At 66.1% G+C, this 19,570-nt stretch carries 22 protein-coding genes; 6 read left to right on the forward strand and 16 right to left on the reverse strand.

Features of this window, described 5'->3' with window-relative positions:
• Nucleotides 1–76 precede the first annotated feature (76 nt).
• From VLI63_RS02035 to hrcA, 10 genes are read right to left on the reverse strand one after another with little or no spacing between them, the layout of a single operon-like run.
• On the reverse strand, nt 77–790 hold the full coding sequence (locus tag VLI63_RS02035) for a response regulator (protein ID WP_409155241.1): 714 nt from the start codon (nt 788–790) through the stop codon (nt 77–79).
• On the reverse strand, nt 739–1,968 hold the full coding sequence (locus tag VLI63_RS02040) for a sensor histidine kinase (RefSeq protein ID WP_409155242.1): 1,230 nt from the start codon (nt 1,966–1,968) through the stop codon (nt 739–741). Before VLI63_RS02040 ends, VLI63_RS02035 begins: the two co-directional genes overlap by 52 nt.
• A 30-nt stretch (nt 1,969–1,998) precedes the next feature.
• Nucleotides 1,999–2,910 carry a GTPase Era gene (gene era, locus VLI63_RS02045; protein ID WP_409155243.1) on the reverse strand — a complete coding sequence of 304 codons (912 nt, stop codon included), beginning with the start codon at nt 2,908–2,910 and terminating at the stop codon, nt 1,999–2,001.
• Nucleotides 2,911–2,912: 2 nt separating this feature from the next.
• Nucleotides 2,913–4,412 (reverse strand): CNNM domain-containing protein, encoded by a 1,500-nt coding sequence (locus VLI63_RS02050; RefSeq protein WP_409155244.1) that lies wholly within the window; start codon nt 4,410–4,412, stop codon nt 2,913–2,915.
• Between the two features lie 7 nt (nt 4,413–4,419).
• Entirely contained in the window at nt 4,420–4,884 is a 465-nt protein-coding gene (gene ybeY, locus VLI63_RS02055; RefSeq protein WP_409155245.1) for an rRNA maturation RNase YbeY, read from the reverse strand.
• Nucleotides 4,881–5,930, reverse strand: a complete 1,050-nt coding sequence (locus VLI63_RS02060) for a PhoH family protein (protein ID WP_409155246.1) — start codon at nt 5,928–5,930, stop codon at nt 4,881–4,883. The genes ybeY and VLI63_RS02060 overlap by 4 nt, the downstream gene beginning before the upstream one ends.
• Nucleotides 5,920–6,276, reverse strand: coding sequence for an HIT domain-containing protein (locus VLI63_RS02065; protein ID WP_409155247.1), 357 nt, complete (start codon nt 6,274–6,276; stop codon nt 5,920–5,922). Before VLI63_RS02065 ends, VLI63_RS02060 begins: the two co-directional genes overlap by 11 nt.
• Before the next feature lie 44 nt (nt 6,277–6,320).
• Nucleotides 6,321–7,049 carry a 16S rRNA (uracil(1498)-N(3))-methyltransferase gene (locus VLI63_RS02070; RefSeq protein ID WP_409155248.1) on the reverse strand — a complete coding sequence of 243 codons (729 nt, stop codon included), beginning with the start codon at nt 7,047–7,049 and terminating at the stop codon, nt 6,321–6,323.
• 4 nt (nt 7,050–7,053) lie between these two features.
• Nucleotides 7,054–8,160, reverse strand: a complete 1,107-nt coding sequence (gene dnaJ, locus VLI63_RS02075) for a molecular chaperone DnaJ (protein ID WP_409155249.1) — start codon at nt 8,158–8,160, stop codon at nt 7,054–7,056.
• An 18-nt stretch (nt 8,161–8,178) separates the two neighbouring features.
• Nucleotides 8,179–9,201, reverse strand: a complete 1,023-nt coding sequence (gene hrcA / locus VLI63_RS02080; RefSeq protein WP_354575882.1) for a heat-inducible transcriptional repressor HrcA — start codon at nt 9,199–9,201, stop codon at nt 8,179–8,181.
• A gap of 241 nt (nt 9,202–9,442) precedes the next feature.
• Here hrcA and VLI63_RS02085 point away from each other — a divergent pair, with 241 nt between their 5' ends.
• Together VLI63_RS02085 and VLI63_RS02090 are read left to right on the forward strand one after the other, a co-directional pair.
• On the forward strand, nt 9,443–9,811 hold the full coding sequence (locus tag VLI63_RS02085; RefSeq protein WP_409155250.1) for a DUF4870 domain-containing protein: 369 nt from the start codon (nt 9,443–9,445) through the stop codon (nt 9,809–9,811).
• Nucleotides 9,812–9,867: 56 nt separating this feature from the next.
• Nucleotides 9,868–10,236, forward strand: coding sequence for a DUF4870 domain-containing protein (locus VLI63_RS02090; RefSeq protein WP_185200835.1), 369 nt, complete (start codon nt 9,868–9,870; stop codon nt 10,234–10,236).
• Between the two features lie 2 nt (nt 10,237–10,238).
• Here the strand turns inward: VLI63_RS02090 and hemW are convergent, their stop codons facing one another.
• From hemW to VLI63_RS02105, 3 genes are all read right to left on the reverse strand, one after another.
• Nucleotides 10,239–11,477, reverse strand: coding sequence for a radical SAM family heme chaperone HemW (hemW, locus tag VLI63_RS02095; RefSeq protein WP_409155252.1), 1,239 nt, complete (start codon nt 11,475–11,477; stop codon nt 10,239–10,241).
• Nucleotides 11,477–12,145 (reverse strand): DUF1990 family protein, encoded by a 669-nt coding sequence (locus VLI63_RS02100; protein WP_409155253.1) that lies wholly within the window; start codon nt 12,143–12,145, stop codon nt 11,477–11,479. Before VLI63_RS02100 ends, hemW begins: the two co-directional genes overlap by 1 nt.
• 92 nt (nt 12,146–12,237) lie before the next feature.
• On the reverse strand, nt 12,238–14,034 hold the full coding sequence (locus VLI63_RS02105) for an acyl-CoA dehydrogenase (protein ID WP_409155255.1): 1,797 nt from the start codon (nt 14,032–14,034) through the stop codon (nt 12,238–12,240).
• 307 nt (nt 14,035–14,341) lie between these two features.
• Here VLI63_RS02105 and VLI63_RS02110 point away from each other — a divergent pair, with 307 nt between their 5' ends.
• Nucleotides 14,342–14,830 carry a hypothetical protein gene (locus tag VLI63_RS02110; protein ID WP_409155257.1) on the forward strand — a complete coding sequence of 163 codons (489 nt, stop codon included), beginning with the start codon at nt 14,342–14,344 and terminating at the stop codon, nt 14,828–14,830.
• Between the two features lie 12 nt (nt 14,831–14,842).
• On the opposite strand, the gene lepA is transcribed toward VLI63_RS02110, so the two are convergent.
• The 3 genes from lepA to VLI63_RS02125 all read right to left on the reverse strand — a co-directional run bounded on the left by lepA (nt 14,843) and on the right by VLI63_RS02125 (nt 18,378).
• Nucleotides 14,843–16,693 carry a translation elongation factor 4 gene (lepA, locus tag VLI63_RS02115; RefSeq protein WP_409155259.1) on the reverse strand — a complete coding sequence of 617 codons (1,851 nt, stop codon included), beginning with the start codon at nt 16,691–16,693 and terminating at the stop codon, nt 14,843–14,845.
• An 89-nt stretch (nt 16,694–16,782) separates the two neighbouring features.
• Complete coding sequence (locus VLI63_RS02120; RefSeq protein ID WP_409155261.1) at nt 16,783–17,145, reverse strand: hypothetical protein; 363 nt, start codon at nt 17,143–17,145, stop codon at nt 16,783–16,785.
• Between the two features lie 93 nt (nt 17,146–17,238).
• Entirely contained in the window at nt 17,239–18,378 is a 1,140-nt protein-coding gene (locus VLI63_RS02125) for a pyridoxal phosphate-dependent aminotransferase (protein ID WP_409155262.1), read from the reverse strand.
• Between the two features lie 43 nt (nt 18,379–18,421).
• On the opposite strand from VLI63_RS02125, the gene VLI63_RS02130 reads away from it, so the two are divergent.
• From VLI63_RS02130 to rpsT, 3 genes are all read left to right on the forward strand, one after another.
• Nucleotides 18,422–18,727, forward strand: coding sequence for an alpha/beta fold hydrolase (locus VLI63_RS02130; protein ID WP_409155263.1), 306 nt, complete (start codon nt 18,422–18,424; stop codon nt 18,725–18,727).
• 54 nt (nt 18,728–18,781) lie between these two features.
• The gene (locus tag VLI63_RS02135) at nt 18,782–19,150 is read left to right on the forward strand and encodes a hypothetical protein (RefSeq protein WP_409155264.1); all 369 of its coding nucleotides are present in this window, start codon (nt 18,782–18,784) and stop codon (nt 19,148–19,150) included.
• A 139-nt stretch (nt 19,151–19,289) separates the two neighbouring features.
• Nucleotides 19,290–19,550: a 30S ribosomal protein S20 gene (gene rpsT, locus VLI63_RS02140; protein WP_185200841.1), complete on the forward strand. Its 261-nt coding sequence runs from the start codon at nt 19,290–19,292 to the stop codon at nt 19,548–19,550.
• Nucleotides 19,551–19,570 lie beyond the last annotated feature (20 nt).

A 19,570-nucleotide genomic window follows, 5' to 3' on the forward strand; every position in this document is an offset into this window, starting at 1 on the left:
CGCGGCGGGCATCGGGCGCAGGTCTCGGCCCCCGTACATCCAGCGGATGACCTTCCGGGGTGCTGCGGGCCGTCGCCTAGGCGTTGAGCCCGTTCTCGAAAGCGAATACCACCAGTTGCACGCGATCTCGAAGACCCAGCTTGCCGAGGATGCGGCTGATGTGGGTCTTCACCGTGGCCTCGCTCAGGTATTCGCCCGACGCGATCTCGGAGTTGCTCAACCCCCGCGCTGCGAGCTGGAAGATGTCGCGCTCCCGCGCGGTGAGCTGACCGAACGCCGCCGGTGTCTCGGGCTGCGCCCCGGCCGGCGCAAAGTGCTCGAAGAGTTCCCTGGTGGCGGATGCCGCGATCACGGCGTTGCCCGCATGCACGGTGCGGATCGCCGCGAGCAGGAACTCGGGGTCGGCGTCCTTCAGAACGAAACCGCTTGCTCCCCCACGGATCGCCCGGGTGGCGGCCTCGTCGAGATCGAAGGTGGTGAGAACGATGATGCGGGGAAGGCTGCCTCCCCGGGCATCCGCTCTCTTGAGCACCTCGGTGGTGGCCGCGATGCCGTCCATCACGGGCATCCGGATGTCCATCAGGATCACGTCGGGGCGGGTCTCGGCGGCCATCGCCACGGCCTCGAGGCCGTTCCCGGCCTCCCCCACGACTTCGAGATCGGCCTGGGAGTCGATAAGCATCCGCACGCCGGCACGGAAGAGCGATTGGTCGTCGACGAGGCCGACGCGGATGACGCTCACCCCAGCACCGCTTCGAGGCTCAGCGGAATCGTGGCGGTGACGACCCATCGACCTTCGTCGACCCCTGCGGAGAATGAGCCACCGACCAGCACAGTCCGTTCGCGCATTCCCGCGAGACCATGCCCACCGGGGTGGGCTTCGTCGCCAGCGCGCGGGGCGTCGATCGCGCTCGAAATCACCAGCCGGAGCGCATCTGCCTTCCAGGCGAAGATCAGCCGCACCTCGCGTTCGGTGTCGCCGTGGCGTAACGCATTCGTGAGCGCCTCCTGGGTGATGCGATACACGGCGAGCTGTTGCGCTGTGGCGAGTGGCCTCTCCTCGCCGACGGACTCCCGGCTCAGGATGAGACCCGAACTGCGCAGCTGGTCCACGAGCGCATCGAGATCGCCGAGCATCGGCTGCGGTGTCTCGCCCTGGCTGTGCCGCAACTGCCCCAGCAGGATGCGCACGTCGCCGAGGGCTCCCCGCGCGGTCGTGGAGATGGTGGTGAGCGCCAGATCCACCGCCTCCGGATCGGACTCCCGGGCGTAGCGCGCGCCATCCGCCTGGGCGATCACCACCGCGAGAGAGTGAGCGACGACGTCATGCATGTCGCGCGCGATGCGGTTGCGCTCCTGCTCGACGATGACATCCTGTTCGGCCTCGACCTGGGCAGCGCGGCTCTGCCGCGACCGGCGCACCGTTCGGGCGAGCAGTCCGAGCGTCCAGGACAACCCGAGTGCGGCGAGACAGCCGAAGAACAGCAGCAGGCTGCTGGAGAACATCGACGGGTTCGACATCACGTTGCCGAGCAGGTTTCGTCCGCCATTGAAGAGCACCAGGTAGAGCGTTGCGATGACCGAGCCCAGAATCGCGGAGCCGAGCCCGACCCAGCGCAGTACGCGACCGCCGTAGGAGGCCGTGGTGAAGAGAATCGCCAACACCGCGAGGTCGTAGAACTGCGGAGACTCGAGCGAAGACGCCATCTGCAGGATCGCGCCCGCCCAGGCGCCGCCGAGAGCGAGCGCGGGACTCAGCCGGCGAAGCGCGAGAGCCGCAACGAAGATCAGCGCAACGACGAGCGAGGGCAGGACGTTGCCGACGCTCGACAGGCTGGCCACCTGCAGCAGCAGGAACGCAGCCGCAAAAACCACGTCGGCGATGACCTGGTAGCGACTAAGCGTGCGGAACATCCCTCCACCGTAGGCGGCACGCGAGAACTCCGGGCAGATCGCGCCGGAAATCATCCTCGCGATGTACCTGCCGACCAAGAGCCCCTAGAAGCCCAGGCGCCCCAGCTGTTTGGGGTCCCGCTGCCAGTCCTTCGCCACCTTCACTCGGATCGACAGGAACACCTGCTTGCCCACGAGCGGCTCGATCTGGGCGCGGGCGCGGGCTCCGACATCCGCGAGTCTCGAGCCCTGATGACCGATGATGATGCCCTTCTGACTGTCGCGCTCGACGAAGAGGTTCGCGTAGATCTCCACCAGGTCCTTGTCGTCCCGCTCGATGATGTCGTCGATCGTCACGGCAATGGAGTGCGGCAGTTCGTCTTCCACGCCCTCGAGCACGGCCTCCCGCACGAGTTCGCTGATGCGCGCCTCGAGGCCTTCCTCGGTGACTGCATCGGCGGGATAGAGCGCCTCGGAGACCGGGAGCAGCTTGATCAGTTCGGCCGCGAGCGTGTCGAGCTGGATGCGGCTGCTCGCCGACACCGGGATGATCGCCTCCCAGTCGCGCAGCTCCGACACCGCGAGTAGTTGCGCGGCGACCTGCGGCCGGGAGGTGGCGTCGATCTTGGTGACGATCGCCACCTTCTTCGCGCGGGGGAAGGAGTCGAGCTGCTCGTTGATGTAGCGGTCCCCCGGGCCGATCTTCTCGTCGGCCGGCATGCAGAATGCCACGACATCCACGTCGCCGAGTGTCGTCTGCACGATGCTGTTGAGGCGTTCCCCGAGCAGTGTGCGTGGGCGGTGCATGCCTGGTGTGTCCACCAGGATCAGCTGCCCGTTGGCGTAGTGGGCGATGCCCCGGATGGCACGGCGAGTGGTCTGCGGCTTCGACGAGGTGATCGCCACTTTCTCCCCGACGAGCGCATTGGTGAGCGTGGATTTGCCCACGTTCGGACGCCCGACGAAGGACACGAATCCCGCCCGGAACTCCGAGGGGTTGTCATTGTTCAGCGACACGCTCAATCACCGTCTTCTGTTGATGTGGATACTGTGGTCTTCGCCTCTTCGGGCTCCGACTCCCTGGCCCTCGAATCGCTGGGCTTCGATTCCTTCGGCTTCGCGTCCTTGGGCTTCGCTTCCTTCGGCTTCGACTCCTTCGGCTTCGACTCCTTGTGCTCCCGAGGCTTCGGCTCCTTGAGCTCCTTCGGCTTCGCGTCCTTTGGCTTCGATTCCTTCGACTTCGGCGGGTTGAACGCGGCCATGGCATCGCTGAGGGCCTGGTCCCGCTCGACGAGCACCGTGCTCAGCCGCTTGCGCCGTCCCTCCGTGCGCTCGGCGGTGAGGATGAGACCGGAGATGGTCGCGACAGAGCCGGCGAGCGGAAGGCGACCGAGCGCCTTCGTGATCAGCCCGCCGACCGAATCGACGTCATCGTCATCGAGGTCGAGCTCGAACAGCTCCCCGAGTTCGTCGACCGGAAGGCGCGCACTCACCCGGAAGCGGCCGTCGCCCAGATCTTCGATCTCGATCACCTCGTGGTCGTATTCGTCCGAGATGTCGCCGACCAGTTCCTCGATCAGGTCCTCGAGGGTCACGAGACCGGCGATGCCGCCGTATTCGTCGACCACCATCGCGAGATGATTGGATTCGAGCTGCATCTGGCGCAGCGTGTCATCCGCCTTCTTCGACTCGGGAATGAACAGGGCGGGGCGTACGAGCGAGTCGAGAGTCACCGTGTCGAGCCCCTTGGGGCGCTCGTAGCTCAGCCGGGCGACATCCCGCAGGTAGAGCACGCCGATCACTTCGTCGACATCCACCCCGATCACGGGCACCCGGGAGACGCCACGAGAGAGGAAGAGCCCCATCGCCGCGCCGATCGATTCGTCACTGTCGATCGTCACCATGTCGGTACGCGGGATCATCACCTCACGCACGACCGTGTCGCTGAATTCGAAGATGGAGTGGATGAGTTCGCGATCGTCTTCCTCGAGCACGTCGAGCTCTGTGGCCTCATCCACCATGCTCAGCAGCTGCTCCTCCGACGAGAAGGTCGCGGTCCTGCCCGGAGTCACCCGGTTTCCGATCGCGACCAGGGCGGCGGCCACCGGACCGAGGAACAGGCGAATCGCGTGCACCGTCCACGCGCTCACCCGCACCACCGCACGGGCGTGAACCCTTCCGACGCTGCGCGGGCTGGACCCGACGAGCACGAAGGATGCGACGGTCATGATGAACGCGGAGGCGAGCAGCGCCCACCACCATTCGGTGAACACGTAGGCGAACGCGAGCGTGACGAGCACGGCGGCGGTGGTCTCGGCGACCACCCGCATGAAGTTGACGGCGTTCACGTGCGCCCCGACATCCGCCGCTATTGCGACGAGGGATTTCCGGGCGCGTGAGGTCGAGGCGATCTCCAGGAGGTCGGCGCGCGACAACACACTGAGGGCGGCGTCGGCCGCGGCGAGGAGTCCGCCGAAGATCACCAGCAGGGCAGCCACGCTGACGAAGAGCGGAATCATGGCGAGACTACTTCGATCGTCGCTCGGCGAGGGCGAATCCGGCCAGGATCTCGCGCTGGATGCCGAACATCTCCCTTTCCTCGTCCGGTTCGGCGTGATCGAAACCGAGGAGGTGCAGGATGCCGTGGGTGGTCAGCAGCAACATCTCGTCGAGTGGGCTGTGCCCCGCGGTCTCCGCCTGGGAGATAGCGACCTGCGGGCAGAGCACGATGTCGCCGAGGAGGCCGGCCGGAGTCATGGACTCCTCGGTGCCCGGCCGCAGTTCGTCCATCGGGAAGCTGAGCACATCGGTGGGGCCGGGCTCGTCCATCCACTGGAGGTGAAGCTGTTCCATCGCTCCCTCGTCGACGAGCACGATCGCGAGCTCGGCGTCGGGGTGCACGTGCAGGTGGTCGAGCGCATAGATGGACAGTCGCTGCAACGCAACCTCATCCACCGGGATGACCGACTCGTTGTTGATCTCGATGCTCACGATCGACCCCCCTGTTCCCGGTCGAAGCGCTGTGCCTGCCGCTCTGCATCGTACTTGGTGTAGGCGTCGACGATGCGGCCGACGAGGTTGTGGCGCACCACATCCTCGCTGGTCAGGCGCGAGAAATGGATCTCGTCGATCTCGTCGAGCACCCGCGTCACGAGCTGGAGGCCGCTGGCACCGGCCGGCAGGTCCACCTGGGTGATGTCGCCGGTGATCACCATCTTCGAGCCGTGTCCGAGCCGGGTGAGGAACATCTTCATCTGCTCGGGAGTGGTGTTCTGTGCCTCGTCGAGCACGATGAACGCGTTGTTGAGCGTGCGGCCGCGCATGTAGGCGAGGGGGGCGACCTCGATGGTGCCGGCGGCGAGCAGCTTGGGAACGACCTCCGGATCCATCATCTCGTTGAGGGCGTCGTAGAGCGGGCGAAGGTAGGGGTCGATCTTGTCGGTGAGACTGCCGGGCAGGTAGCCGAGGCGTTCACCCGCTTCGACCGCTGGCCGGGTGAGGATGATCCGTTCGACCTCTTTACGCTGCAGCGACTGTACGGCCTTCGCCATCGCGAGATAGGTCTTGCCGGTGCCCGCCGGGCCGATGCCGAAGACGATGGTGTTCTCGTCGATCGCGTCGACGTATTCCTTCTGCCCGAGGGTCTTCGGACGGATGCTCTTGCCCCGGCTGGTGAGGATGGCCTGGCTCAGCAGCTCGGCCGGGCTCACCCGCTGGTCGCTCGCGAGCATCTTCGCGGACTCGGTGACGCTTCTTTCGTCGAGCACATTCTCTCCATGTTCACGGTCGCTGCGCACCATCAGCACCAGCTCCTCTACCAGCCGCGCTGCGGCGGCGACCTGTCGGGCATCGCCGTCCAGGGTGATTTCGTTTCCGCGCACGAGCACGGAGACCTGCGGATACTGCCGCTCGATGGTCCTCAGCAGCCGATCCTGCGGGCCGAGCAGTCGCACCATCGCGACCCCATCGACACGGATGACGACATGCTGCGCGGACCGCTCTTCGGGAGTCGGTGCTGTGAGATCGCTACTGGCCAAGGGTTCCTTCGGTGAGGGTTCCACCGAGAAGGTGGGCGTGAACGTGGAAGATGGTCTGTCCGGCCTGCGCACCGGTGTTGAAGACGAGTCGGTATTGACCGTCGCAGTGCTCGTCCGCGAGTTGCTGCGCCACCGCGACGACCTCCGCGAGAAGTGCAGGGTCCGCTGCGGCCAGTTCGGTGACGTTGGCGAACTCCGCGGTCTTCGGCACCACGAGCAGATGCACGGGCGCCTTGGGGGCGATGTCCCGGAAGGCGATGATCCGCTCGTTCTCGAAGACGATATCCGCCGGGATCTCGCGCGCGGCAATGCGCGAGAAGAGCGAAGGTTCGGCTGTAGTCGACATGTTCCAAGGGTAAACGACGCCGCCGACCCGCGGATGAGCGTTCGCTACCAGCGCCCGATCCGCGCATTGAGCACCGCGACGGCGGCAGGACCCGCGGTGGAGGTGCGCAGGATCGTGCCACCGAGCCGCACGGATGTCGCGCCAGCGGCCTCGAGCCGGGCGAGCTCCGAGGGCGAGATACCGCCCTCGGGCCCGACGACGAGCACCACGTCCCGGTCGTCGGGCTCGAGTGCACTGAGGGCGAGTGGGGCGGTGGGCTCCAGTAGCAGCATCCGTGTGACCTTCGCCAGCGCGACGAGCACGGAGAGGGAGGCGAGATCGCCCACTTCCGGTACCCACGACCGAACCGATTGTTTGCTGGCCTCCCGCACGATCGCGCTCCAGCGGTCGTGCCCCTTGCGCACCTTCGCACCCTCCCATTTGACGATCGAGCGCTGGGCAGACCAGGGGATGACCCCATCGACCCCGAGCTCGGTGGCCTGCTGCACCGCCTGCTCGTCGCGGTCACCCTTCGCGAGCGCCTGGACGAGCCAGATCGCCGGCGAGGCCGGAGGGGTGTCGACGACCGTCGAAACCTCGACCACGAATTCGGTGTGCTCCGCAGAGACCACCGTGCCCGAGATCATCAGGCCCGCTCCGTTGCCGATCGAGATCGACTCGCCCGCGGCGATGCGGCTCACCGTGACGGCGTGCCGCGCCTCCGCTCCCCCGACCGTGATCCGGTCACCGACGGTCGCGGAGGCCAGCTCCTCGCTCAGGTAGAAGTGGGCCATGCGATCAGATGTTGAGGAACCGGTCGCGCAGCTTCTGGAACAGCCCCTGCTGGAAGTGCGTGAGCGTCGGAGCCGCCGCCCTGCGCGTGGTCGCGAACTGCTTGATCAGGTCCTGCTCCTTGTGACTGAGCTTCACCGGGGTCGTCACCTGCACCCCGATCTTGAGGTCACCTCGGCCGCTACCACGCAGGTGGGTCACACCGCGATCCTTGATCGTGATGACCTCGGCGCTCTGGGTGCCGGGCCGGATGTCGACCGCGACCTCGCCGTCGAGCGTCTTGAGCGTCGTCTTGGTGCCGAGGATGGCGTCCGTCATCTGCACTTCGAGGGTGGCGAGGATGTCATCACCGTTGCGGCTGAACACGTCGTGGTGGCGCACCTTGATCTCGAGGTAGAGATCACCGGAAGTGCCACCGGCCGGGCCGACCTCACCCTGGTTGGGCATCTGCAGGCGAAGTCCGGTGTCGACCCCGGCCGGGATGTCTACCGGAATGCTTCGGCGGGCCCGAACGCGACCCTGGCCCTGGCAGGTGGGGCACGGGTTGGGGATCACGGTGCCATAGCCGCGGCACGTGCCGCACGGGCTCGATGTCATCACATTGCCAAGCAGACTGCGCACGGTGCGCTGGATCTGCCCGCTGCCGTGACAGATGTCGCAGGTGACCGGGGTGGTCCCCGGCGCACAGCAGGAGCCGTCGCAGGTCTCGCAGAGCACTGCGGTGTCCACCTCGATGTCGCGGGTCGTGCCGAAGATGATCTCTGCGAGGTCGACCTCCACGCGCACGAGGGCGTCCTGTCCGCGTTCGCGGCGCGAACGTGGCCCGCGGGTCTGCCCGCCGCCGAAGAACGACTCGAAGATGTCGCCGAAGCCGCCGAAGCCCTGCCCACCCTGTCCACCGAAGCCGGTCTGGGGCCCGAGGTCGTACTGCTGGCGCTGCTGCGAGTCGGAGAGCACGTCGTAGGCGTGCGTGACGAGCTTGAACTGCTCCGAGGCATCCGCCCCCGGGTTCACGTCGGGATGCAGTTCCCGCGCGAGGCGACGGTACGCCTTCTTGATCTCATCGGTCGTCGCGCTGCGGTCGACACCGAGTACTTCGTAGTGGTCAGCCAATCAAATTCCCTTTGGTGTTCAGTCCTCGCCGAGCAGGCGGGACAGGTAGCGGGCGACAGCTCTCACGGCCGCGATGTTGTTCGAATAGTCCATGCGGGTGGGGCCGATCACGCCGAGGCGTGACACTTCCCCACCGGAGGTGGCGTAACCGGTGGTCAGCACCGAGGTCTCCCCCAGGCCGAAGGAGGCATTCTCCTTGCCGATCGACACCGAGAAGCCGTTCTGGTCAGGTTCCATCTCGCCGAACAGCCGCAGCAGCGTCACCTGCTCCTCGATCGCCTCGAGAACAGGGTAGATGCTGCCGCTGAAGTCTTCCTCGGTGCGCACCAGGTTCGCGGTTCCGGCCATGACCAGCCGATCGTGGCGGTTGGCGAGGACCTGCTCGATGAGTGCGGAGGCGATGCGGCCGACGGCCGGGGCTTCCGCCGGCGAAAACTGCTCGGGCAGCTGGGCCAGCTTCTCGGCGGCCTCCGCGAGCCCGAGGCCGCCCAGACTGGCATTCAGCCGGGATCCGAGCTGGGAGAGAAAGCCCTCCTCCAGCTCGTCCGAGACGTCGAGCAAGCGCTGCTCCACCCGGCCCGTGTCCGTGATCAGCACGGTCATGACGCGAGACGAGGCGAGGCGGACGAGTTCGACGTGACGGATGCGCGAGCGCGACAGCGAGGGGTACTGCACGAGCGCGACCTGGTTGGTGAGCTGCGACAGCAACCGCACCGTACGCCCGAGCACCTGGTCCAGATCTGCGGATGATCCGAGGAAGGTCTCGATCGCGGTGCGCTGTGCCGGGCTGAGCGGTCGCAGATCGGCTAGCTGGTTCACGAAGACGCGGTAGCCCTTGTCGGTGGGGATGCGACCGGACGAGGTGTGCGGCGCCGCGATGAGCTCTTCCTCTTCCAACAGCGCCATGTCGTTGCGGATGGTGGCTGCCGAGACTCCGAACGAGTGGCGATCCACGATCGACTTGGATCCCACCGGCTCGCGGGATGCGACGTAGTCCTGCACGATGACGCGCAGCACGTCGAGGCCTCGCTCCGACACCATGCTCACCACCCCGCTCTCGCCGCCACTGTTGCTTCACCCTGCCCACACTTGGCACTCGCGTGTTCAGACTGCCAATTGTACCGTGACACACCCCGACGAAGGCATTGCATGCATGGCGAGGAGGGCGCTACCTTATGCATGTGCTCGTGCAGTGCCCTCAGCCGAGGGCCGAGCGAGACACCGCCCGAAGTCTTTCCTTGCCAGCTCGCAGGATCGATCCGCTCACCGAAAGGCTCTGCACATGACCGACCCCCTCTCCACGCCGGCTGCACCGCAACCGGCTGCGCCCCTCACCGAGGCTGAGGACCGCCAGTGGGCGTCGTTCGCACACCTCGGGGGAATCATCGGCTTCCTGCCCTCGCTGATCATCTGGCTCGTCTTCAAGGACCGCGGTCGTTTCACCAACAGCGAAGGCAAAGAGGCCCTGAACTTCCAGATCACGATGGTGGCGGCGTACATCGTCGGATCGATCCTGAGCGTCATCGTCATCGGATTCCTGATCACTCTCGCTGCGGCGATCGTCTCGATCATCTTCTCGATCATCGGCTTCACCAAGGCCAAGGACGGTATCGCGTACCGCTACCCCTTCGCCATCCGCCTCATCAAGTAGTCAACTCCGCAACAAGCCCGGCCGCGCGCGGCCGGGCTTGTGTGTTTAATGGGCGCATGTCAGAAACCACGCCGAACCCCTACCAGACGCCGACGCCATTCAGCCCGAGCGACGAGAAACTCTGGGCGATGCTCGTTCACCTCGGCGGGATCTTCTTCCACTTCCTGCCGGCACTGATCGGCTATCTGGTACTGCGCGACCGCGGTCCGTTCGTTCGCGAACACACCCGCACGGCTCTCAACTTCCAACTCACCGTTCTTCTCGGCTACGTCGTCGGACTGTTCACCCTCTGGCTGTTCGTCGGCGCGATCATCATCCTGGCCGTCGCCGTGCTCGACATCGTGTTCAGCATCATCGCCGCGATCGCCGCCAACCGGGGCGAGTGGTACACCTACCCAGTTGCGGTGAAGTTCATCTCGGCCTAGGGCTACTCGAGCAGCCTTCGCACCACGGCATCGGCGAGCAGGCGTCCCCGCAGGGTCAATACGAGCGAACCACGGACGGCGGATGCCCCGTCCACGAGTCCGTCTCCGATAAGCCCGGCAACGGCGGTGCGTGCACTCGCCGGGAGCTCGGCGATGACCAGTCCCTCCCGAATCCGCGTGCCGAGGAGCACACTCTCCACCCGTCGGGTCTCGTCGTCGAGGGTCTCTCGCCCGGCACCGGGAGACAGACCGGCGCCGATCCTGTCGGCATAGGCCGCGGGATGCTTCACATTCCACCAGCGCACCCCGCCGACATGGCTGTGCGCCCCGGGACCGATCCCCCACCAGTCATGACCCTGCCAGTAGGCGAGGTTGTGCCGCGACCGGTGCTCGGCGAAGTCTCCCGATGACTCGCGCGCCCAGTTGCTCACCTCGTACCAGCCATAGCCGGCGGAACCGAGCAACTCGTCCGCCAGCTCGTACATGTCTGCCTGCAGATCCTCGTCGGGCTGCGTTACTTCGCCGCGCCGGATCTGCCGCGCGAGCTTCGTGCCGTCTTCCACGATGAGCGAATAGGCGGAGAGATGGTCCGGATGCTGGGCGATGGCGTGCTCGAGCGACACTCGCCAATCGTCGAGGGACTCGCCCGGCGTGCCGTAGATGAGATCGAGGCTCACCTCCAGTCCGGCGTCGCGGGCCCACTGCACCACGAGCGGCACCCGCTCGGGGTCGTGAGTGCGCTCGAGAGTCGCGAGCACGTGCGGCACGGCCGACTGCATGCCGAAAGACACGCGGGTGAAACCCGCATCGGCGAGGGAACGGAGGTAGGCGGCATCCACCGAATCGGGGTTCGCCTCGGTCGTGACCTCCGCGCCGTGCGCCAACCCCCAGGTCTGGTCGACCGCCGCCAGCATCGCGGTGAGATCGGTGACCGGCAACATGGTTGGTGTGCCCCCGCCGAAGAAGACGGTGGATGCCTTCCGGCTCGGGAGCCCCGCTCGATCGAGGATGTCCCGGGCGAGTGCGACCTCGGCGATCGCCTGGCCGGCATAGTCCGTGCGCTTGGCTCCGCGCAGTTCGTCGGAGGTGTAGGTGTTGAAGTCGCAGTACCCGCAGCGCACCCGGCAGAACGGCACATGGAGATACACCCCGAAGTTGCGTTCGGCGGCACCGACGGTGACGGATTCGGGCAGCGCGCCATCGGACGGCGCCGGATCGGCGAGCGGTAGCGCGCTCGGCATCAGGCCCCGGTGGTCGGCGAGAGCGCGCCGGACAGTGATTCGAAGTACCGCCGGGTGTAGTAGGCCTGCGAGAAGCGGAGCACCGGGTAGACCAGCCACCAGAACGCATTGGCCGGCCGCGAGAACGCGCTGATCTCCAGCCAGACCGATCCGTCCTCCGTCTGCTCCACGATGAAGGACTCCTCGCCGCTCTCGGGATGCCCGGGAAGGGTGCCGTAGGCGAAACCCCGGCGATTCAACTCGTTCACGACGTAGACCACCCGCGCTGGTGCGGTCACCTGGAACGGTCCGAAGGGGATGCCGAGCACGACAGAGTCGCCCGGCACGATGAACGGGGCGCCGTCGGAACCGAACACGACCTCGTCCCCGGCGACCGTGTCCGCCACCGGCGCACCGGCCTCATCGAAGGCCACGGGCACGTAGGTCTGGTCGCTGACCGCGGCCGGAACATCCGCCACGTCGACACGGAATCCGCTATTGCGCTGGATGCCCCAGGACATCACTTCGGTCCAGGCGTAGTCCCAGCGCGCGTCGCCGTGGCCGATTCTCATGCGCTGACGGAACGGCCGATAGCCCGAGGGTGACTTGGTGAGCAGGTCGGCCGACTGGGTCGCTCCGACGCTCGCGTAGGTGACGGGCCGCTCCCAGAGCGGCAGCTTCGCAGGCATCTAACGAAACCGGATCGTCGAGGCGGCTGAAGCGGGCATGGCGCAATTCTATCGGCGCCACGCCCGTCGACGTGCCCCGGGAGGACAGTCGTCTAGCCGATCGAGCCGCTCCGGACTCGCCCGGCGAGCTGGTCGGCATCCAGCGCGAACAGGTCCCGCGCTCCCCCGGTGGCTGCGCCGAAGAGTCCCGCCGCCTGCGGAAGCAGCTGCTCGGCATAGAAGCGAGCGAGCACCAGCTGGGTGTCGGCGAGGTCCTCGTCGCCGGTGGCCTCGCCGGCGAGAGCCGAGCGCGCCATCAGCCAGCCTCCGACGGTGAGTCCCCACATGCGGAGGTACGGGGACGAGCCGGCGAGCACGGCGTTCGGGTCGGACTGGCCGGTGCGCAGCATCCATCCGGTCGCCGCCTCGAGGGAGTCGAGCTGGGTGCGGAGCTGCACCCGGATCGTCTCGAAGGCGTCCCCGGCGTCGGCGAGTTCTGTGTCGATCTCGCGCATGGTCGCGATGAATTCGAGGAAGGATGCCCCACTCCGCACCGCGAGCTTCCGGCCGACGAGGTCCGCGGCCTGGATGCCGTTGGTGCCCTCGTAGATCGGAGTGATGCGGACGTCGCGGAAGTGCTGGGCCGCGCCGGTCTCCTCGATGTACCCCATGCCGCCGTAGACCTGCAGGGCGAGCGAGGTGAGCTCGACACCGAGGTCCGTGCCGAAGGACTTGCTGATCGGAGTGAGCAGGCCAACGATCTCGGATGCGCGCACCCGGGCCGCCTCGTCGGTGGAGTGGGTGCTGAGGTCGATCTGCACTGCGTTGAACAGTACGAGACGGCGGAGGGCCGAGAGATACGCCTTCTGGGTCATCAGCATGCGGCGCACGTCGGGGAAGTCAATGATGGGCGAATCGACGGTGGCTCCGATCGCCTTGCCCTGGGTGCGGTCCTGCGCGTAGGCGAGTGAGCCCTGGTAGGCGCGCTCCCCGATGGACAGGCCCTGGGTGCCGACAGAGAGCCGGGCGCTGTTCATCATGACGAACATGATGCGCATGCCGAGGTTCTCTTCGCCGATAAGGTATCCCGTCGCATTCTCGTAGGAGAGCACGCAGGTCGGGGCACCGTGGATGCCGAGCTTGTGCTCGATCGAGAGGCAGCTGACGCCGTTGTGCTCGCCGAGCGAACCGTCCTCGTGCACGGGGAACTTGGGCACGATGAAGCAGGAGATCCCGCGGGTGCCGGCCGGGGCTCCCGGGGTACGCGCGAGCACGAGGTGCACGATCTGCTCGGAGAGGTCGTGCTCGCCGTAGGTGATGTAGATCTTCTGTCCCGTGATCGCATAAGTGCCGTCGCCGTTGGGAACGGCGCGGGTGGTGAGCGCCCCGACATCCGACCCCGCCTGCGGTTCGGTGAGGTTCATCGTGCCGGTCCACTCACCGCTGATCATCTTGGGCAGGTAGGTGTTCTTCTGCGCGTCGTCTCCGTAGTGCAGGAGGGCGTCGATGGCTCCCTGCGTGAGCAGGGGACAGAGCGCGAAGGCCATGTTCGACGAGCCGAGCATCTCCTGGATGGCGAGGCCGACGGACCACGGGAAGCCGCCACCGTCGAACTCCTCGGGGAACGGCACGCTGCCCCACCCGGCATCGACGTACTGGCGATAGGCGGACTTGAAGGCCGCCGGAGTGCGGACAGAGCCGTCGGGATCGCGCTGCGCGCCCTCGACATCCCCGGGCTGGTTGGTGGGAGCAACGACCTTCACCATGAAGTCGCCGCAGTCTTCCAACAGGCCGACGACGGTGTCGAGATCGGCGTGCTCATAGCCGGGAAGTGCGGCAACCTGCGGATACCCCACCACGTGCTCGAGGACGAAGGCAAGATCGGACACGGGGGGACGGTAATCGCTCATGTTCGCAGCGTACTGCGCCCGTCGTCATTCGGTCACGAACGCTGTGCCGACTCACAAAGGAGCCTCTCCTGTCGCCCTCTTTGTTGTCATTGGTCTCGTGTCGGGGATCACCACGTTCGCTCGGCCCAGCGGCCAATCTGCCGGGTTGCGTTTCGCCCGTCGAGGTCCATCGGCCCGGGCCACCACTAGTGCGAAATGCAGGACCGGTTGTTGCCAGTTGGATAGTTGGGTCCCACTATTCAATATTCCTCACAGCGCTTCCTGCATTTCGAAACGTAGCGAGAGGGGCGAAGAATATGCTCCTCACGTGCTCAGTAACGACGAGATTGAGAAAGTACGGCGCGAGTACACAGCGCCGTTCTACCTGAAGTTCAGGCGTGATGGGCTTTCACTTGCCCCCAAAATCGTCGAGCTCGCCCACGCTGCATCGGAAGCCCAAGTGCTGTTCATGCTGGAGACCGAGGAGTGGCGTTCTCGCAAGATGGGAGCATTGTTCGCGCTTGCGCGGAAAGCGCCATCGATTCACAAGGCAGTGCTGCGCAGCCTTGAGACCTCACAAGGCACGCTCACAGCGCCTGAGCTGTCCTCAGCCGCAATAGTCCTTCACGGGAACGAGGCTCTCCCTTCGCTCGTGATGTACGAGTCGAACGCCATAGCAAGAAACCTTGGAGGCTTCGACATCACTGCTGCAGCGATTCACCATCTAGGCGGCGAGCCCATGGCAGGGGACGCGGAAGCAGGCGGTGAATCGTTCGGACGGCTGCTTCGTATGGGCACGTTCATCCACGAATCCTGAGGGCCTACAGCGCTACTTCTCTTTCTTGGTCTCCGTGTCGCCACTGAGCGCCGCGATGAACGCCTCTTGCGGAACCTCGACGCGACCCACCATCTTCATGCGCTTCTTGCCCTCCTTCTGCTTCTCGAGGAGCTTGCGCTTGCGGGTGATGTCACCGCCGTAGCACTTGGCAAGCACGTCTTTGCGCATAGCGCTGATCGACTCACGGGCGATGATCCGAGCGCCGATGGCGGCCTGGATCGGCACCTCGAACTGCTGCCGCGGGATCAGCTTCTTGAGCCGCTCCGTCATGAGCACGCCGTAGGCGTAGGCCTTGTCGCGGTGCACGATGGCGCTGAAGGCATCCACCGCCTCGCCCTGCAGCAGGATGTCGACCTTCACGAGATCCGCATCCTGGTCGCCGGTCGGTTCGTAATCGAGGCTCGCGTAGCCGGCCGTGCGGCTCTTCAGCTGGTCGAAGAAGTCGAACACGATCTCGCCGAGCGGCATCGTGTAGTGCAACTCGACCCGGTCTTCTCCCACGTATTCCATGCCCTGCATGGTGCCGCGACGGCCCTGGCAGAGTTCCATCACGGTGCCGACGAAATCCTTCGGGGTGAGGATGGATGCCTTCACCACGGGTTCACTCACCGAGGCGATCTTTCCGCCAGGGAACTCGCTCGGGTTGGTGACCGTTACGGTCTTCTTGTCGTCGGTCGTGACCTGGTAGATCACGCTCGGTGCCGTTGCGATGAGGTCTAGGCCGAACTCACGTTCGAGCCGTTCCGTGACGATCTCGAGGTGCAGCAGTCCGAGGAATCCGCAGCGGAAGCCGAAACCGAGCGCGACGGAGGTCTCGGGCTCGTAGACCAGCGCGGCATCCGAGAGCTTGAGCTTGTCGAGGGCCTCGCGCAGCACCGGATAGTCCGAGCCGTCGATCGGGTAGATGCCGGAGAAGACCATGGGCATCGGCTCCGAATAGCCCTTGAGGGCGACGGTCGCTGGCTTCATGAAGCTCGTCACGGTGTCACCCACCTTGCTGAGTCGCACGTCTTTGACGCCGGTGATGAGGTAGCCGACCTCGCCGACGCCGAGTCCCTTGGTCGGGGTCGGCTCGGGAGCGCTGACACCGATCTCGAGCACCTCGTGGGCGCTCTTGGTGCTCATCATCATGATCTTCTCGCGCGGCTTCAGTGCCCCGTCGATCATGCGCACGTACGTGATGACTCCGCGGTAGGCGTCATAGACGGAGTCGAAGATCATCGCGCGCGCGGGCGCGGTCGGGTCGCCCACCGGCGGCGGGATGAGGCGGGTCGCGCGGTCGAGCAGCTCCGGCACGCCGACACCGGTCTTGCCGGAGACGAGCAGGATGTCCTCCGGCTTGCAGCCGAGCAGGCCGACGATCTCCTTGATGTACTTCTCCGGGTCGGCGGCCGGGAGGTCGATCTTGTTGAGCACCGGGATGATCGTGAGGTCGTTGTCGAGCGCGAGGTAGAGGTTGGCGAGGGTCTGGGCCTCGATGCCCTGCGCGGCATCCACCAGCAGAATCGCCCCCTCGCAGGCCGCAAGCGAGCGAGAGACCTCGTAGGTGAAGTCCACGTGGCCGGGGGTGTCGATCATGTTCAGCGCGTAGGTCTGGCCGTCGAGCTCCCACGGCATCCGCACGGCCTGGCTCTTGATGGTGATTCCGCGTTCGCGCTCGATGTCCATGCGGTCGAGGTACTGGGCACGCATGTCCCGGTCGCTCACGACGCCGGTGATCTGCAGCATCCGGTCCGCCAGCGTGGACTTGCCGTGGTCGATGTGGGCGATGATGCAGAAGTTGCGGATGAAGGCGGGGTCGGTCGAAGCCGGCTCGAGGGCCTTCAATGCTCTGGGGCTCACGCAAATCCTTCGTATCAGTACCGTGGGGTCGCACAATTCTCCCACGACGCGCGTCGACCGGGATGCGGGCGCCGGTCGGCGTGCGCTCGTTACTGTCCGAAGAACGCCGCGAAGACTCCCAGTGGACCAAGGAATGCGAGACCGAACGCCAGCGCGAGCACCGGAAGCGCGAGGGACACCGCTCCGACGATGATGCCCCAGGTACTGAAGTTGCGACCTGCAGGTTCACGGTTGAGCCCGATCGAACCGACGACGATAGCGGCGATCGGAACGATCAGCGTGTAACCGAAAGCGATCGAGGCGATCGCGAGCACGAGGCTGATGATCCCGAGGCTTCGGGATGGGTCGGCTGCTGTGGCCGGAACGGCCTGTTCCTGCGTGGGCGCCGGGGTGGTGTCGATGGACGGGGTGGTGTCGATGGTCGGGGTGGTGTCGATGGACGGGGTGGTCATGTTCTCTCCAGGGGTGATCGGTGTCACTTCAGGCTAGAAAACAGCGGATCCGGCGACCATGGGGCTAACCCCCGGGTTGCTCGCGGCCAATCCCTACGGTGCCGGCAGTCGCCCGAGCCCCTCGAGCAGCACGGCCTGGTCGGCAGCGAGCGACACCCGGATCCAGCCCTCTCCGGACCGCCCGAAAGCACTGCCCGGCGCGACCGCGACCCGGTCGTGGAGCAGAAAGTGTTCGGCCCAGGCAGCGACGTCACCGCCACTCGCGTGCGAGACATCCACCCATAGGTAGAAGGCGCCGCCGGGCCGCTGGTAACGGATGCCGCGGGAGTCGAGCAGCGCGCACGCCGCCTCGAGGTTGGCGCGATAGTGCTCGCGCGAGTCGGCCACGTGCTGGTGATCGCCGGTGATCGCGGCGACCGCGGCGTATTGGTCCGGCATCCCGACACAGCTGATCGATGCCTCCTGAACCGTTCGCATGACGGCGGCGAGACCGGGCGGGGTAACGAGATAGCCGATGCGAGCCCCCGTCATCGCGTAGGTCTTGGAGAGGGAGAAGACGCTGAACACCCGATCATCGGTATCGAGGCTGGCGATGCTGACATGCGGGGCGCTGTAGGTGAAATATTCGTAGACCTCGTCGCTGAGTACCCAGAGGTCGTGGCGGCGGGCGAATTCGAGAAGCGTGCGCAACTGACTCTCGTCGAACACGACACCGAGCGGATTCGACGGGGAGTTGATGATGATGACACGGGTGCGGTCCGTCACGAGTCGCTCGAGTTCGTCGAGATCGGGAGCGAAACCGTGCTCCGGGCGCAGGGAGTATGGCACCGGTACGGCCTCGAGCAGCCGGGCGTTCATGGTGAACGTGGTGTAGCCGGGATCGGGCACGAGCACCTCGTCACCGGTGGAGAGCAGGAGGCGCATCGCCTGGAACAGCCCCTGCGTGGCGCCGAGGGTCACCCAGACGCGCTCGACATCCACCTCGATGCCGTTCTCCCGGGCCAACTTCTCCACGATGGCAGCTCTCAGCGGTGGGATGCCGCCGTTTGCGGAGTAGCTCGTGAGGTCGTCGCGCCACGCCTGTGCCCCCGCCGCGAGGATGTGCGCGGCAACCGCGCGGTCCGGCTCCCCCACCGCGAGGGAGATCACATCGTCCAGCTCGAGGGCGATCTCGAAGATGCGCCGGATGCCGGACGGTGGAACGGCGGCGATGTGCGGGGAGAGTGACGGCATACTGTCAGGCTATTACCCCAGCCGGAGCCGTTAGCATCGTGAAATGCCCACCCCCGTCGTGCTCGTCCACGGCCTCCGCGGCTCGAGCGCCGAGTGGTCGGTGCTGCGCGACATCCTCGAGGCTCATGGGCATGCCGTTGTGGCGGTCGATCTTCCCGGCCACGGGACTCGCATCGGCGAACCCTTCTCCATCGGCGAGTCCCTGGTGACCGTTGCGGATGCCGCGCGCTCCCTCGGCACCGCGCCGGTGTTCGTCGTCGGCCGGGGGCTCGGCGGTCATCTCGCCGTGGAGTGCGGGTCCCTGATCGGCACGGTCGGCGGTGTCGTCGCCATCGGCTGTGGCACCTAGGCGCTCAGCTGGGTTCTCGACAGCTACCGCATCGCCTCGACCACGACCCACCACATGCTTCCCGACAGCGGCGCGGCAGTGAGCAGTGCGGCATCCTCCACCTTCGTGCGGGCCGGATCCTCCGGCGGTGTCGCCCCCTCCGAGCACTTCGCCGACACCCTCCGCCAGCTCGACGCTCTCGAGACCGGTGCCGCGCTTTCGCGACTGCAGGTGCCGGTGTGGCTGCTCAACGGACAGTTCGACCGGTTCCGGATGCAGGAGCGCGCCTTCCTGTCCGCTGCGGCCGATCACCGGCTCGTGCGACAGCGCGGGGTGCGCCTAGCCGCCCGTTTCCGCCGCCCGATGGACACTGCTCGCCTCCTGCTGGGAATCCTCGATGGGCGCCACCCGACACGCTCCCGCGCCGCGTTGCCGGATCGCTGACGCACTGGTATCGTTGATGGTTGGCTTGCGCGAGACATTTGGTACCCGAATGGTTTCGCGAATCGCAGCCCGGATCCCCCAGCACTGGAACCGGTTCGCGGCTGCCCTCAACCGTTCGAACCACAGAGAAAGTTAGACATTGGCAAACATCAAGTCGCAGATCAAGCGCATCGGAACCAACAAGAAGTCCCAGGACCGCAACAAGGCCGTGAAGAGCGAGGTCAAGACCGCCGTGCGTACCGCGCGTGAGGCCATCGTCGCCGGCGACGCCGCCAAGGCCGCCACCGCGCTCGCGCTCGCGTCGAAGAAGCTCGACAAGGCCGCAAGCAAGGGCGTCATCCACAAGAACCAGGCCGCGAACCGCAAGTCGGCCATCGCCAAGCAGGTCGCTGCACTCTAAGCGTTTTCGTCAGAAGCCCG

Origin of the sequence: Lacisediminihabitans sp. H27-G8, from assembly GCF_046156175.1 — a bacterium.
Lineage (GTDB): Bacteria > Actinomycetota > Actinomycetes > Actinomycetales > Microbacteriaceae > Lacisediminihabitans.